We start from the raw sequence: 14,432 nt of genomic DNA, 5'->3' as shown, positions 1-14,432 counted from the left end.
GCCACCAAGAACGCGCCGGCCAGGCGCGCCAGGGCTTTCCTGGCGCGCCTGGCCATGCCGCACGCCGGGCAGTGACGAAGCAGGACCATGCAAGTAAGGACGTTGGAACAATGAAGTTCGGGAAACAGCCCGCTCCCGTAGCGGACATCAACGAGGACGAACTGTCCGTCCACAAGCCCAAGACCGAGGCTGCGGGCGTCAAGGCCGTCATGGTTGCGCTGGAGCGCGCCGTTGCCCAGGCGGGCGTGACCCGTACAGCGCACTCCCTGCTGCGGCTGAACCAGCGCGGCGGTTTCGACTGCCCGGGCTGCGCCTGGCCGGAGTCGGACAAGAAGCGCAAGACCGCCGAGTTCTGCGAAAACGGTGCCAAGGCCGTGGCCGAGGAGAACACCCTCCGGACCGTCGGCGCGGAGTTCTGGGCCAAGCACTCGATCGCTGAGTTGTCGACCAAGACGGAGTACTGGCTGGGCAACCAGGGCCGGCTCAGCGAACCGGTGGTGATCCGCGAAGGCGAGACCCACTACTCACCGATCTCCTGGGCGGACGCGTTCGAACTCATCGGCGAACACATCCGGGCGTCCACCCCGGACCGGTGCGTCTTTTACACCTCCGGCCGCACGGCGAACGAGACAGCTTTCATGTACCAGCTGTTCGCGCGGTCCCTGGGCACCAACAACCTGCCGGACTGCTCCAACATGTGCCACGAGTCCTCCGGCTCGGCACTGAACCCGACCATCGGCATCGGCAAGGGCACCGTGTCCCTGGACGACATCCACGACGCCGAGCTGATCTTCGTGGTCGGCCAGAACCCGGGCACCAACCATCCCCGCATGCTCTCCGCGCTGAAGGAATGCAAGGACAAGGGCGGCAAGGTGGTGGCCGTGAACCCGCTGCCCGAAGCCGGCCTGTTCAACTTCCGGGACCCGCAGACCGTCTCCGGAGTGGTGGGCGGGGGCACCCCGCTGGCCGACGAATACCTGCAGATCAAGGTGGGCGGCGACCTGGCCCTGTTCCAGGCACTCGGCCACCTGCTGCTGGAAGCCGAAGAGAAAAACCCGGGAACCGTCGTCGACCATTCCTTCATCGCCGCACAGACAGATGGGTTCGACGCCTACCGCGAAGCCCGCCGCAGCCTTGACTGGGACGAGACCGAAAAGGCCACCGGCCTGTCCCGGGAACAGATTGAAACCGTGGCCGGGATGCTCATCGCGTCCAAGGCGTCCATTTTCTGCTGGGCCCTGGGCGTTACCCAGCAGCCGCACTCGGTGGACACGATCAAGGAGATGGTGAATGTCCTGCTGCTGCAGGGCAACTTCGGCAAGCCCGGCGCCGGGGCCTGCCCCGTCCGCGGGCATTCCAACGTCCAAGGCGACCGGACCATGGGCATCTGGGAAAAACCCAAGGAATGGCTCCTCACTGCGCTGGACAACGAGTTCGGCATCACCTCCCCGCGGCACCACGGCTACGACGCCGTGGAGTCCATGGAAGCCTTCGAACGTGAGGAGGTGGACGTGTTCGTGTCCATGGGCGGGAACTTTTCGCTGGCCTGCTCCGACACGGAGGCCCTCGAGGCGGGCATGCAGCGGATCGGGCTGACCGTGCACATCTCCACCAAGCCCAACCGCTCGCACATCGTGCACGGGCGCACCTCGCTGATCCTGCCCACCCTGGGCCGTACGGACAAGGACGACAAGCACCCCAAGGGCGCCCAGTTCCTGTCCGTGGAGGACTCCATGTCCGTGGTCCACTCCACCCAGGGCCGACTGACCCCGGTCTCCGATCACCTGCTCGCTGAGCCCGTGATCGTGGCCCGGATGGCGGAGGCGACGTTCGGCCCGGAACACTCCGTGGACTGGCGCGGCATGGCCGAGGACTATGACGTGATCCGGGACCACATAGCCCGCGTCCTGCCCGGTTTCGAGGACTTCAACGCACGCATCCGGACCAAGAACGGGTTCGTGCTGCCCAACCCGCCGCGGGACACCCGTTCCTTCGCCACGGACATCGGCCGCGGCCGGTTCACCGTCAGCCCGCTGGAATACCTCACCCCGCCCAAGGGGCACCTGGTGTTGCAGACCATCCGCAGCCACGACCAGTACAACACCACGTTCTATGGCCTGGACGACCGTTACCGCGGTATCTCCGGTGGCCGGCGAGTGATCCTGATCCACCCGGAAGACCTGGCGGAGCAGGGCTTCAAGGACCGGGACTTGGTGGACGTGGTCAGCACCTTCCAGGGGGTGGACCGCCGCGCGGACAAGTTCCGCCTGGTGGCCTATCCCACCGCCAAGGGCTGCGCTGCGGCGTATTTCCCCGAGGCGAACGCCCTGGTGCACAAGGAGAACGTAGCCCGCGTCTCGAACACCCCCGGTTTCAAGGCAATGTTCGTCCGCTTCGAGCCGCACCAGCCAGTGGTGGCGGCGGCCCAGGCGTCTGCAGGGGAGCTGGCAGGCACGCCGGCTTAGCCGCGCGGCAACATCGACGACAAAAGGCCCCCGACGGCGGCACACCGGTAGTCCGGTGTGCCGCCGTTCTGGTCTCGGCGCGAGGCCTGGGCGCATCTCCGCACGGCACGGGCCGTGCTTTTTCGTCATATCCGAAATTGATTGACAGTGGGCGTGGCAAGAGTCACACTGTTGCATATGGTGATCGCTGTTGCGTTGGATGCTTCCAGATCTCCTTTGGAGTCACTGTTGCTGTTGCTGATGGACCTCCCCACATTCAGGAACAGAACGTCCCGGGCATCCTTTGGTTGCCCGCCGGCTCCGTAATCACTTCATTTCGCTCAATATCCAGCCCGATCGGGAGGAACCACATGACTATCTCAGTGAACGTGCCCCTCAGCGCACGCGGAAAGCTCGCGTCAACATTGCCTGCCGGGCAGCTGGCTGAAATTTCGGAGTTGTTCGCTCTGCGGCGCACCGGCTACTCCCTCGATGCCCCCTTCTACACCGACCCGACGATCTTCAAGCTCGACATGGAGGCAATCTTCGGCCAGCACTGGATCTTTGCCGGCAGCGTTGCCGAGCTGCCGGAGCCGGGCGACTACATCACGGTGGACTACGGACCCTACTCCCTGATCGTGCTGCGTACCGACGAGGGCAGCGTCAACGTCCTGCACAACGTATGCCGCCACCGGGGTGCGCGTGTCCTGACGGAGGCTGCCGGTTCCACCGGAAACCTGGTCTGCGGCTACCACTCCTGGACCTACTCGCCCGAGGGCAACCTGATCCACGCCTCCGCCCCCGGCGAAGCCAAGTTCGACAAGAACTGCTTTGCCCTCAAGCGCGCCCATAGCCGCGAGGTTGCCGGGCTCATCTTCGTCTGCATCGCTGACGAACCGCCCGCAGATTTCGACGAGACCTCCAAGATCTTTGAGCCCTACCTCGCACCCCACGACCTGTCCAAGACGAAGATTGCCTACCAGCAGAACATCATCGAAGAGGGCAACTGGAAGCTCGTCATGGAGAACAACCGTGAGTGCTACCACTGCGACGGGCACCCGGAACTCGCCTGCTCGCTCTTCCCCACGTGGGGCCTGACCGAGGGACTGATCCCGGCCCACCTCGAAGAGGTCTGGGACCGCAACAAGGAAGCCCAGTCCACCCTCGAGGAGCGGTGCCGCCGCTACGGCCTGCCCTACGAGGTGGTCGAGGAACTCGATACCCGCATTGCCGGCATCCGTATTTCACGCGAATCACTGGACGGCGAAGGCGAGTCCTTCTCCGCCGACGGGCGCCGGCTCTCCAAGAAGCTGCTCGGCGACCTGCCGGACTTCCGCCTGGGCCGCTGCTCCATGCACCTGCAGCCCAACAGCTGGTTCCACTTCCTCGGGGACCACGTCATCACGTTTGGCGTCTTTCCCATCAACGAACACCAGTCGTTGGTCCGCACCACCTGGCTGGTGGCCGATGACGCCGAAGAAGGCGTCGATTACGACCTGGAGAAGCTCACCTACACCTGGAAGCAGACCAACCTGCAGGACAAGGCGTTCGTGGAGCTGTGCCAGCAGGGCGCTGCCAGCCCCGCCTACGAGCCCGGCCCGTACATGAAGAGCGAATACCAGGTCGAAGCATTCATCAACTGGTACGTGCAGCGCGTTCAGGAGCACTTGGCATGACAGAACTCCTCACTGAAACGGTGATCCAGGAACCACAGCGCATTCGCGGTCTTGAGATGCCGTGGAACAGGGTCATGGGCAGCACCGAAGGGCCGGGCAGCGCAGCCAGGGCCCTGGGCCCGTGGCATCCGCAGGAGTTCATGGCCGAATGCGTCGAGACCGTTCCCGAAGCGGGCGGCATGATGACGTTCGTGTTCCGCCGCTGCGACGGCGCGCCCCTGGCGTTCCGCCCGGGCCAGTACGTGAACATCGCCTTCCCCGTGAACGGCGACGACCAGGAACCGGTGGACCGCAGCTACTCGCTGTCCAGTTCGCCCACGGAACCGTGGACCTTCAGCGTCACCGTCAAGCGGGACCCGGGCGGACTGGTTTCCCCGTGGGTGCACCAGAACATCAGGCCCGGCACGGTCCTGGACATGTTGGGTCCCGTGGGGGCATTCCACCTGCCTGACGCCGACCGGCGCGCAAGGTATCTCTTCCTGGCCGCCGGGGCCGGTATCACCCCCATCATGTCGATGCTGCGGACTATCCACTCCCTGCCGGGAACCGCCGACGTGGTTGTGCTTTACCACGGCGCGGAAGCCGGCGGCTTTGCCTTCCACCGGGAGCTGGCCTACATCGCTTCCGTGGACTCGCGCATCAAGGTCTTCTACGCCCTGGGCGACCGCGGCAGGCCCGGGGACTGGGAAGGCTTCAGCGGACGCCTGAGCTCATCCATGATCGATGAGGTGGCACCCGACGCCAACGGCCGGCAGGTCTACGCCTGTGGCCCTGAGGGTTACCTGGACACCGCTACTGAGCTGCTCAGGAAAGTGGGCGTCGACGACACTTCCATCTACATGGAGTTCTTCTCCGGCGACCGGCAGACCCTCCTTGAATACCAGGCCGAACTCGCCCTGGCAGCGGACATCGCCGAGGAGATCGCTGAGGAAATCGCGGAGTCGGCCGAGGACTACTTCGAAGGCCAGCCTGCAGCGTTCGGAATCTACGAGCCCGGCTACGACGAGGACGGAACACTTCAGGCCTCGGGACTGGCTCTGGAAGCAGCCAACCCGGAAGCCCCCACCACCGCCGGAAGCCCGGCTGAGGCTCCGGAGGCCCAGGCCCCCGATGCCTCAAGCTTCGACACCGTCGGAACCGGCAGCCTCACGCTGTCCTTCATGCGCACCGGGATCAATGTGCGGATCGACCCGGAGGAGCCCATCCTTGGGGTGGCGCAGCGTGCGGGTGTCCGGATCGGCGCCAACTGCAAGGAAGGCATGTGCGGCTCCTGCAAGGTGGTCAAGCTGTCCGGGGAGATCGACATGAACCACCAGGGCGGAATCCGCAAACGGGAAATTGATGCGGGCAAGTTTCTTCCCTGCTGTTCCACTGCGCGCACCGACATGGTGATCGACGCCTAACCACCGCTCAAGCGGCCCGCACCCCCATGATTGACCGCGACTGAAAAGTAAGACCACACGGAAGGCCTGAGGCACCCAGCGTCAGGCCTTCCGTAGCAGCCAAACGCCGACCACAGGAGCCACGCACCTGGTCCGCGGCCGGACGCCCGCCGCCGGGCTCGTCCCGGGGCACGAGATCACGGGCGCTGCCGGAACTTCAAAGAGCTCCGGATGCCAATGGCGGCACCCCGTTCAGTCCGGGGTGCCGCCATTGTCATGCCGGGGGCAGTGGATCAGCCGCGGAGCCGCTCCATGCCGGGGTCCACCAGCGGCTCAGCGGAAACGGTGGCCGCCACACGCCGCCCGAAGTACTCGATCTCCACGGCGTCCCCTTCGGACACCGACGACGGCAGCCAGGCGTAGGCGATGGGCTTGCGGACGGTGTAGCCGTAGGCCGCGCTGGTGACGTATCCGACGGCTTCCCCGGCCACGAACACCGGTTCCTTGCCCAGCACCACCGACGTGCCGTCGTCGACCGTCAGGCAGCGCAGCGTTTTAGCGGCCGGTTGATCCCTGAGTCCGGCGAGTGCCTCTGCGCCTACGAACCCGGTCTTGTCCTTGGCCACGGAGAAGCCCAGGCCGGCCTGGTACGGGTGGTGTTCGGACGTCATGTCCGTGCCCCACAGCCGGTAGCCCTTCTCCAGGCGCATGCTGTTGAAGGCGCCGCGTCCGGCAGCGATGATGCCGTACTCCTTGCCTGCCTCGTACAGCAGGTCCCACAGCTTCAGCCCGTATTCGGCGGTGGTATAGAGCTCCCAGCCGAGTTCGCCCACGTAGGAGAGCCGCATGGCCGTGACCGGGATGCCCCCAACGGAGATTTCCTTGGTTCGGAAGTACTTCAGGCCCTCGTTGGTCAGGTCATCCGGGCAGACTTTGCCGATGACCTCGCGGGCCAGGGGGCCCCACAGGCCAATGCAGCACGTGCTGCCCGTAATGTCGGTGACGTGCACCCACCGGGCAGGATCAGCGGCGGACTGCCGCCGGGCCTCGACGCGAAGGTAGTCGAAGTCCACGTTGCTGTTCACACCAAGCTGGAACTCTTCCTCCGCCAGCCGTGCGACGGTCACGTCACTGCGGATGCCGCCGTCGTGCTCCAGCAGCAGGCAATACGTTACGGCACCCGGCTTCTTGGCGATGTTGCCCGTGCTGAGGCGGTGCAGCAGCGCCTGGGCGCCGGGTCCGGTGACGGAGAGCCGCTTCAGCGGCGTCATGTCGTAAAGCGCGACGGCGGTGCGCGTCTTCCACGCTTCGGCGGCGGAAACGGGGGAGTGGAACATGGCGGACCACTCGTCGCGTTCCGGGGCCTGCCACTCCGCCGGCAGCTCCTCCAGCAGCCCGCGGTTGGCCTCGAACCAGTGCGGCCGCTCCCATCCGGCGGACTCCAGGAAGAACGCCCCCAGTTCCTTCTGCCGGACATTGAACGGGCTGACGCGCAGATCCCGCGGGGATTTCCTGGGCTGCAGCGGGTGCATGACGTCGTAGATCTCCACGAAGTTCTGCTGCGAGGTCTCGCTGACATACGCGTCGGAGGTCTGCACCTTCTCGAAACGGGTCAGTTCGCAGCCGTGCAGGTCGGTCTGTGGATGGCCGTCGACGATCAGCTCTGCCATGGCCTTGGCAACGCCGGCCGAGTGCGTGACCCAGACGGCTTCGGCCACGAAGAAGCCCTTGAGGTCCGGCGCCTCGCCCATGAGCGGGCCGCCGTCCGGGGTGAAGGAGAAGATGCCGTTGAAACCGTCCTGGATTTCGGTGCTGCGCAGCGCCGGGAGCAGGTCCTGGCTGTCCTCCCATGCGGGCAGGAAGTCTTCCAGGGTGAAGTCCAGGCGGGAGGGCATGCGGTGGTCCGACATTTCCTCTGCGGAGACCTTCGGCAGGGCGGACATGTCCACCGGCATGGGGCGGTGCGCGTAGCTGCCGATGCCGATGCGGTCGCCCCATTCGCGGTAGTACAGGTCGTTGTCCTGGTAGCGCAGGATGGGCTTGCTGGCGCCCTTGGGAAGCTCGTTGACGCCGTCAAGTTCAGCCGGGGGCGTTGTTACGGCGTACTGGTGGGCCAGCGGCAGGAGAGGCACCTCCAGGCCCACCATCTTTCCGAGTTCACGGCCCCAGAAGCCGGCACATGAGACCACGATGTCCGCCGGGATCAGTCCGTTGTCGGTTTCGACGCCGGTGACTTTGCCGCCCTCCTGGGCGATGCCGGTGACGGTAGTGGAGCCGCAGTAGGTGACGCCGCGTTCGCGCGTGCGCTCGATCAGCAGCTGCACGGCCCGCGCCGCCAGGGCGAGTCCGTCCGTGGGGATGAGCAGGCCGCCCAGGACCTGGCGGCCGCCGGAAAGCTTGCCGGTGTTCAACAGGGGGTAGATCTTTTCGCATTCGTCGGCGTCGATGACGCGGCTTTCGACACCCCAGGAGGTCATTACGCCCATCTTGCGCTTGAGGTCGGCCAGCCGCTCTGGCGTGGTGGCCAGCTCCAGGCCGCCCACTTGGTTGAAGCAGGACTCGCCGTCCTTGCTCAGGGCGAGGAGCTTGTTCACGGTGTACGTGGCGAACTCCGTCATGGTCCTGGACGGATTGTTTTGGAACACGAGGCCCGGGGCGTGCGAAGTGGAGCCGCCTGCGAGCTCCAGCGGGCCCTGCTCGACGACGGTGATGCCGTTCCAGCCGCGGTTTGCCAGCTCGTCGGCGAGGTTGGTGCCGACGATGCCGGCTCCGATGATGACGACGCGGGGTGATGCGCTCATAATGTTGGGTTCTCCTGGTTGGTGCTGGAATCCGCCGGACCGGGTGATGGAATTTGCTTCGCTATGAGCAACGCACATCACTATATGCAACAGGGTGTCGCGGCTCACACCTGCTGTCAAGGGTTTCCTGCTTTGTTTCGAGTGTCGGCAGCACTGTGTCGCACGGCAGCAAGGAGGCCTTCGCCGCTGTTGCAGCGAAGGCCTCCTGTAGGTCGCCCCGTTTTCCGAAAACGGTGCTTCGATGAGGAATACCTCCCCAGGTCTTAGGCCCATCGAAGCACCTTCTACGGAAAACGGGGCACCGTTGCTGACGCTGCTCCTTTCCTAGCCCGCGGCTTCCAGGACCTGGGCCTCCACTGCCGTGCCCGGCAGCGGCCGGGAGGACGATTGCCGGCGTGCGGCCTCCACGGTGTGCAGGAGCAGCAGCGCGGTGGTCACGGAGCCGACGCCGCCGGGAACAGGGGTCAACGCGGCGGCGGTCCCGGTGACGCTGGCTTCGTCCACATCGCCCGCCAGCGAGCCGTCGGGAAGGACGTTCGTGCCGACGTCGACCACCACCGTCCGGGAGGAGACATGCCTGCCGGTCAGCAGCCCGGCGCGGCCGGCGGCGACCACCACGACATCGGCATCCGTCGTGTAGCGTTCCAGCGGGCCCGACCTGGAATGGCAGACCGTCACCGCGGCATCGCGTGCCAGCAGCAGGAGGGACAGCGGCTTGCCCACCACGGCGGAACGGCCCACGACCACCACGGCCTTGCCGGCCACGGGAACCTGGTAATGGTCCAGGATTTCGACGACGGAGCGGGCGGTAGCGGGAGCAAAGGCCTGCTGCCCCACGGCCAGGCGTCCCAGGCTCAGTGGATTGGCGCCGTCAATGTCCTTTTCCGGGGTGATGAGCCCCACCAGGTTGTCGGTCCGGACCCCGGGCGGCAGCGGGGTTTGCAGGATGATGCCGTTCACGGACGGTTCGGCGCTCAGCTCCCGCAGGACGCCGGCCAGCATAGGTTCCGTCGCATCATGGCCCAGGTTGATGATCCGGCAGCCGACTCCGGCGCGCCCCGCTGCCCGCTCGATGGAACGGACGTACCAGTGCGTCGACTCGTCGCTGGTCGCCACGACGACGGCCAGGACCGGGTGCAGGCCGTCAAGTTCAAGCGAATGGACCTGTTCCTGCACTTCCTGCTGGAACAAAGCCGCCAACGGCTTTCCGGAAAGTATTGAGGCACTCAACCAAGGATCCTTTCCCGAACGCGGGCCGAGAGGGCATCTGCCGCCAGGACCACCTTCTCTTCAATGCCGTCCGTCTGCTGGGCCAGGAGCGCGCGAGCCTCCGGGTCCTTGACCGCAACGACATTGATATCGATATTGACGCGCGCTGTTGTGGCGGCTGCACGGGCGGCATCGGCGGCCGCTGCCACGTCGCTGATGACGTTGGCGTTGGCGACGTCGAACAGCTCGGTGGCGAGGTCCACGATGCCGCCTGACAGCTTGACGAGCTGGGCGGGCGTTTGTGCCGCCTGGATCAGTGCGGCCTGGATCCCGGCAGTGCGGGCGGCCTTGAGTTCAGCGGTATCGGACGGGAGCTTGTAGGAGTCGATGACTGCCTGGAAGGCATGTTCATCCGCGTCAGCCAGGCGCAGTGCCTCGGCGGCAAGGTCGTCGGCTGCCTGGGTGATGCGCTGCACCAGCGGTGCGTGCTGCTCAAATTTGGCGCCGGTGGTGTAACGCGCCACCATGGCCACCAGGGCGGCGCCCTGGGCCGCGTGCAGGGCCGCGGCAGCGCCGCCGCCGGGCGTCGGCTCCCTTGCGGCCAGCCGGGTGAGGTAGCTGCTGACTGTCTCTGAACTGATCATGGTGCTAACCGCGGAGCCGGGTCATGGTGGGGTCGTACAGCGGGTCCTGGGTGACCGTGGCGACGATCCGGCGCCCGAAGTACTCGATCTCCACGGAGTCGCCGATGGAGACCTCGGCGGGCAGGTAGGAATAGGCGATCGGTTTCCTGACCGTGTAGCCGTAGGCGGCGCTGGTGACATAGCCGACTGCCTGGCCCTTGTAGAACACCGGTTCCTTGCCCAGCACCAGGCTGCGGCCGTCGTCGACCGTGAGGCACCGCAGGCGGCGCGCGGAGTTCTCCTCGGTGCGGCCCTCCAGGGCCGCCTTGCCGACGAAGTTGTCCTTGGCCATCTTCACGGCGAAGCCCAGGCCGGCCTCGAAGGGATCGTGCTCAGTGGTCATGTCCGTACCCCAGGAGCGGTAGCCCTTTTCCAGGCGGAGGGAGCTGAACGCGGCCCGGCCGGCGGCGATGACGCCGAACGGCCGGCCGGCCTTCCAGAGCGCATCCCAGAGTCGCTGGCCGTTGTCAGCGCTGGTGTACAGTTCCCAGCCCAGCTCACCGACGTAGGACAGGCGCATGGCCGTCACGGGGACGCCGCCGATGACCACGTTCTTGGACCGGAAGTATTTCAGGCCGTCGTTGGAGAAGTCATCGCTGCTGACCGTGCTGACCAGGTCGCGGGCGAGCGGGCCCCACAGGCCGATGCAGCAGGTGCCGCCGGTGGTGTCGCGGACCTGGACCCAGTCGTTGGCCGTTCCTCTTTCGGTCTGGTGGCGGGCGGCGCGTTCGAAGTAGGCGGTGTCGATGTTGCCGTTGGCGCCGAGCTGGAAGGTGTCCTCGGTGAGGCGGGCAACGGTGATGTCGCTGCGGATCCCGCCGGCGTGGTCCAGCAGCAGCGTGTAGGTAACGGCTCCCGGCTTCTTGTTCAGGTCCGCGGTGGTGAGTTCCTGCAGCAGCTTCAGGGCGCCGGGGCCGGAGACTTCGAGGCGCTTCAGGGGCGTCATGTCGTACATGGCGACGGCAGTACGGGTCTTCCATGCCTCGGCCGCGGCGATCGGGGAGCTGAACATGCCCGACCAGGCATCCCGGGCCGGCGGCTGCCATTCGGCAGGCATCTCCTTGAGCAGTTCGGCGTTGGCCTCGAACCAGTAGGGCCGTTCCCAGCCGGCGCCTTCGAGGAAGTAGCCGCCGAGCTCCCTGTGGCGGGCGTGGAAGGGGGACACGCGCAGGTTGCGCGGTGAGAGCTTGGGTTGGAGCGGGTGCAGCACGTCGTAGATCTCGACGAAGTTCTGTTGGGAGGTCTCGCTGACGTATTCGGGAGTCAGCTGGACGTCCTCGAAGCGGTGGATGTCGCAGTCGCCCAGGTCGATGCTGGACTTGCCGTCCACGAGGAGTTCGGCGACGGCACGGGCGATGCCTGCCGAGTGGGTGACCCAGACGGCTTCGGCGACGAAGAAGCCATCAAGTTCCTTGGACTCGCCAACGAGGGAGCCGCCGTCGGGGGTGAAGGAGAAGATGCCGTTGAAGCCGTCCTCGATCTCGCTTTCGCGCAGGGCGGGGAGCAGCCGCTTGGTGGCTTCCCAGGCCGGAAGGAAGTCCTCCACGGTGAAGTCCAGCCGGGACGGCATGTTGTGCTCGCTGATCTCGTTCGGCTTGAAGCTGCCGAGTTCGTCCAGGTTAACGGGCATGGGCTTGTGGGCGTAGGAGCCAATGCCGTACCGGTCGCCGTGCTCGCGGTAGTAGAGGTCCTGGTCCTGGTGCCGGAGGATGGGCAGCTGCGCGCCGTTCGGCAGTTCGTTCCTGCCCTGCTGTGCGGGAACCGGAGTGGTTTTGACGTACTGGTGCGCCAGTGGGAGCAACGGCACAGACATGCCGATCATTTCGCCGATCTTCGCGCCCCAGAACCCGGCGCAGGAGACCACGATGTCTGCCGGGATCACGCCGTCGGGCGTCTGGACGCCGGTGACCTGCCGGCCGGACTGTTCGATGCCGGTGACCGTGGTGTTGCCCAGGTACTTTACGCCCGCGGCCTCGGTGCGCTTGATCAGCAGCTGCACCGCTCGTGCGGCGCTGGCGAGGCCGTCGCTGGGGACGTGGAGGCCGCCCAGGATGTCCTCTTCGTTAATGAGGGGGTACAGTTCCTTGCACTCGGCGGGGGAGAGGATGGAGCCTTCGATGCCCCAGGCGGCGGCGTAGCCGAGCTTGCGCTTCAGGTCGGCGAGGCGGGTTTCGGTGGTGGCAACTTCCAGGCCGCCGACCTGGTTGAAGCAGCTAGTGCCGCCTTCGGTCAGCGACAGCAGCTTTTCCACGGTGTACTTGGCGAACAGGGCCATGGACTTCGAGGGGTTGGTCTGGAAGACCAGTCCCGGAGCGTGCGAGGTGGAGCCTCCGGGCATGTTGAGGGGGCCCTGGTCCAGGACGGTGATGTTGTTCCAGCCCCGGGCAACGAGCTCATCCGCGAGGTTCGTTCCGACGATGCCGGCGCCGATAATCACAATGCGTGGCGACGATTCCATAAAGTCTCTCCTGCTGCGTTTAGGTGTGGGTGGCTGCGGGTGGCGCGGTGCGGGTTACCGGAACACCACGGTGCTGGTCTGGTCCAGCAGCACGCGGTGCTGGCAGTGCCAGCGGACGGCGCGGGAGAGGGCCAGTGCCTCGGCGTCCTGGCCCACGGTGGACAGCTGCGCAGGGCCATAGGTGTGGTCCACCCGGATGACTTCCTGCTCGATGATCGGTCCCTCGTCCAGGTCGGCGGTGACGTAGTGGGCGGTGGCGCCCACCAGCTTGACTCCGCGGTCGTAGGCCTGGTGGTAGGGGCGTGCCCCCTTGAACCCGGGGAGGAAGGAGTGGTGGATGTTAATGGCCCGGCCCTCCAGCGCCCGGCAGAGGTCGTCGGAGAGCACCTGCATGTAACGGGCCAGGACCACGAGGTCGGCCTCGTACTCATCCACCAGTTCCAGGAGCCGGCGCTCCGCTTCGGCCTTGGTGTCCGGGGTGACGGGGACGTAGATGAAAGGGAGTCCGGCGGCTTCCGCCATTGCACGATGGGTCTCGTGGTTGGAAACGACTGCCACCAGGTCGCCGCCAAGGCTGCCGCCCCGCCAGCGGAAGATGAGGTCGTTGAGGCAGTGGCCGAACTTGGACACCATGACCAGGACGCGCTTGGGGGTCTGGTCGTGGAAGCTGAACTTCATGTCGAACCGGTTGGCGATGCCCGCGAACTCTTCCTCGAGCATGGCAGGGGTGTAGTTGGAGGAGCCGGAGAACGCGGTGCGCAGGTGGAGTGTCTCACGCAGGCTGTCGTCGAACTGCTGGTGCTCGTCGATATTGAAGCCACGCTCGAACAGGAACGTGGTGACGGCTTGCACAATTCCTGCCTGCTCCTTGCAGGACAGGGTCAGTACGAACTTCTGGGCCTGCTCTTCCTTGAGCGCCGGCAGGGCGACGGTTGCTGATGCTGCTTCCATGAGGGTCATACCCTCCTCCTTCTAGATATATTCCAAAGCGACGAACTGATATATTAGATTGGAAGTCAGCGTATACTGGGTTGCAGGCGCGGTCAATAGTTTTTTCCGGTTCGTTGGATGAGGGGGTCACTATGGCGTTCGAAGCTTTGGCGGTGGCGGAGGATGCCGGCCGGAAGTCTCTCGCTGACGTGGCTTACGAAAGCATCCGGGACCAGCTCCTGACGCTGGAGATCAAGCCGGGTGACCTGCTCAACGATGACCTTCTCGCCAGGAAGCTGGGCGTCGGCCGGACGCCGGTGCGTGAAGCCCTGAAGCGCCTTGAGCTGGACCGGCTGGTCAAGACCTACCCGCGGCGCGGTACGTTCGCGACGCGGGTCGATGTCACCGATCTTTCCTTCATCTCGGAAATCAGGGCACAGCTTGAACCCCTGGCCGCGGAACGCGCCGCGCGCGTTGCCACCCCCGCGGTGCGCGCGGACCTGCGCGCGATTCTCGAGAGGGTCGAATCCTTTGACGTGGCCGCGGCAAGCGTAACGGAAACGCTGCAGCTGGATGCCCAGGTGCACCGCGGCATATATGCCGCTGCCGGGAATCCGCACCTTGAGGACATCCTGATCCGCTACGACAATCTGGCGACGAGGATATGGTGCATCGTTATCGACAGGCTGCCGGACCTGTCCCGCCACGTCCACGAACATCTCAATCTGCTTCGGGCCGTCATCGAGGGGGACGAGGCCCGGGCCGCAGAGCTTGCCCGGGTCCATGTAAGCGGCTTCGAGCATGCCGTGCGCGAGGCACTGTTCAAGGCATAGCTCTCACCGTTGGGCC

9 protein-coding genes are annotated in these 14,432 nt (G+C 65.7%); 4 read left to right on the top strand and 5 right to left on the bottom strand.

What is annotated here, in order from left to right; all coding sequences use genetic code 11:
• Positions 1-110 precede the first annotated feature (110 nt).
• The 3 genes from ACIQCM_RS07415 to ACIQCM_RS07405 all read left to right on the top strand — a co-directional run bounded on the left by ACIQCM_RS07415 (position 111) and on the right by ACIQCM_RS07405 (position 5,523).
• Positions 111-2,465, top strand: coding sequence for an FdhF/YdeP family oxidoreductase (locus ACIQCM_RS07415; RefSeq protein WP_400605208.1), 2,355 nt, complete (start codon positions 111-113; stop codon positions 2,463-2,465).
• Positions 2,466-2,815: 350 nt separating this feature from the next.
• Positions 2,816-4,120, top strand: coding sequence for an SRPBCC family protein (locus ACIQCM_RS07410; protein ID WP_400605206.1), 1,305 nt, complete (start codon positions 2,816-2,818; stop codon positions 4,118-4,120).
• Positions 4,117-5,523, top strand: a complete 1,407-nt coding sequence (locus tag ACIQCM_RS07405; RefSeq protein WP_400605204.1) for a ferredoxin reductase — start codon at positions 4,117-4,119, stop codon at positions 5,521-5,523. Before ACIQCM_RS07410 ends, ACIQCM_RS07405 begins: the two co-directional genes overlap by 4 nt.
• A gap of 272 nt (positions 5,524-5,795) precedes the next feature.
• On the opposite strand, the gene ACIQCM_RS07400 is transcribed toward ACIQCM_RS07405, so the two are convergent.
• From ACIQCM_RS07400 to purU, 5 genes are all read right to left on the bottom strand, one after another.
• A complete protein-coding gene (locus ACIQCM_RS07400; protein ID WP_400605202.1) occupies positions 5,796-8,303 on the bottom strand; it encodes an FAD-dependent oxidoreductase in 2,508 nt (835 codons plus the stop codon).
• A gap of 324 nt (positions 8,304-8,627) precedes the next feature.
• The gene (locus tag ACIQCM_RS07395) at positions 8,628-9,533 is read right to left on the bottom strand and encodes a bifunctional 5,10-methylenetetrahydrofolate dehydrogenase/5,10-methenyltetrahydrofolate cyclohydrolase (protein ID WP_400605200.1); all 906 of its coding nucleotides are present in this window, start codon (positions 9,531-9,533) and stop codon (positions 8,628-8,630) included.
• Positions 9,530-10,156: a cyclodeaminase/cyclohydrolase family protein gene (locus ACIQCM_RS07390; protein ID WP_400605198.1), complete on the bottom strand. Its 627-nt coding sequence runs from the start codon at positions 10,154-10,156 to the stop codon at positions 9,530-9,532. The genes ACIQCM_RS07395 and ACIQCM_RS07390 overlap by 4 nt, the downstream gene beginning before the upstream one ends.
• A gap of 4 nt (positions 10,157-10,160) precedes the next feature.
• Positions 10,161-12,653, bottom strand: a complete 2,493-nt coding sequence (locus tag ACIQCM_RS07385) for an FAD-dependent oxidoreductase (RefSeq protein ID WP_400605196.1) — start codon at positions 12,651-12,653, stop codon at positions 10,161-10,163.
• A 54-nt stretch (positions 12,654-12,707) separates the two neighbouring features.
• A complete protein-coding gene (gene purU / locus ACIQCM_RS07380; RefSeq protein ID WP_400605194.1) occupies positions 12,708-13,613 on the bottom strand; it encodes a formyltetrahydrofolate deformylase in 906 nt (301 codons plus the stop codon).
• A gap of 122 nt (positions 13,614-13,735) precedes the next feature.
• On the opposite strand from purU, the gene ACIQCM_RS07375 reads away from it, so the two are divergent.
• Positions 13,736-14,416, top strand: a complete 681-nt coding sequence (locus ACIQCM_RS07375) for a GntR family transcriptional regulator (protein ID WP_400605193.1) — start codon at positions 13,736-13,738, stop codon at positions 14,414-14,416.
• The last annotated feature ends 16 nt before the right edge of the window (positions 14,417-14,432 follow it).

It is taken from the genome of Pseudarthrobacter sp. NPDC092439 (genome assembly GCF_044754945.1).
In the GTDB taxonomy this organism is placed as follows: Bacteria; Actinomycetota; Actinomycetes; order Actinomycetales; family Micrococcaceae; genus Arthrobacter.
This window is presented reverse-complemented; position numbering and strand designations above follow the sequence as displayed.

Excerpts from the sequence above, each read along its gene's own strand:
- ACIQCM_RS07415 (WP_400605208.1), top strand. The coding sequence starts at position 111 with ATGAAGTTCGGGAAACAGCCCGCTCCCGTAGCGGACATCAACGAGGAC.
- ACIQCM_RS07410 (WP_400605206.1), top strand. The coding sequence starts at position 2,816 with ATGACTATCTCAGTGAACGTGCCCCTCAGCGCACGCGGAAAGCTCGCG.
- ACIQCM_RS07405 (WP_400605204.1), top strand. The coding sequence starts at position 4,117 with ATGACAGAACTCCTCACTGAAACGGTGATCCAGGAACCACAGCGCATT.
- ACIQCM_RS07400 (WP_400605202.1), bottom strand. The coding sequence starts at position 8,303 with ATGAGCGCATCACCCCGCGTCGTCATCATCGGAGCCGGCATCGTCGGC.
- ACIQCM_RS07390 (WP_400605198.1), bottom strand. The coding sequence starts at position 10,156 with ATGATCAGTTCAGAGACAGTCAGCAGCTACCTCACCCGGCTGGCCGCA.
- ACIQCM_RS07385 (WP_400605196.1), bottom strand. The coding sequence starts at position 12,653 with ATGGAATCGTCGCCACGCATTGTGATTATCGGCGCCGGCATCGTCGGA.
- purU (WP_400605194.1), bottom strand. The coding sequence starts at position 13,613 with ATGACCCTCATGGAAGCAGCATCAGCAACCGTCGCCCTGCCGGCGCTC.
- ACIQCM_RS07375 (WP_400605193.1), top strand. The coding sequence starts at position 13,736 with ATGGCGTTCGAAGCTTTGGCGGTGGCGGAGGATGCCGGCCGGAAGTCT.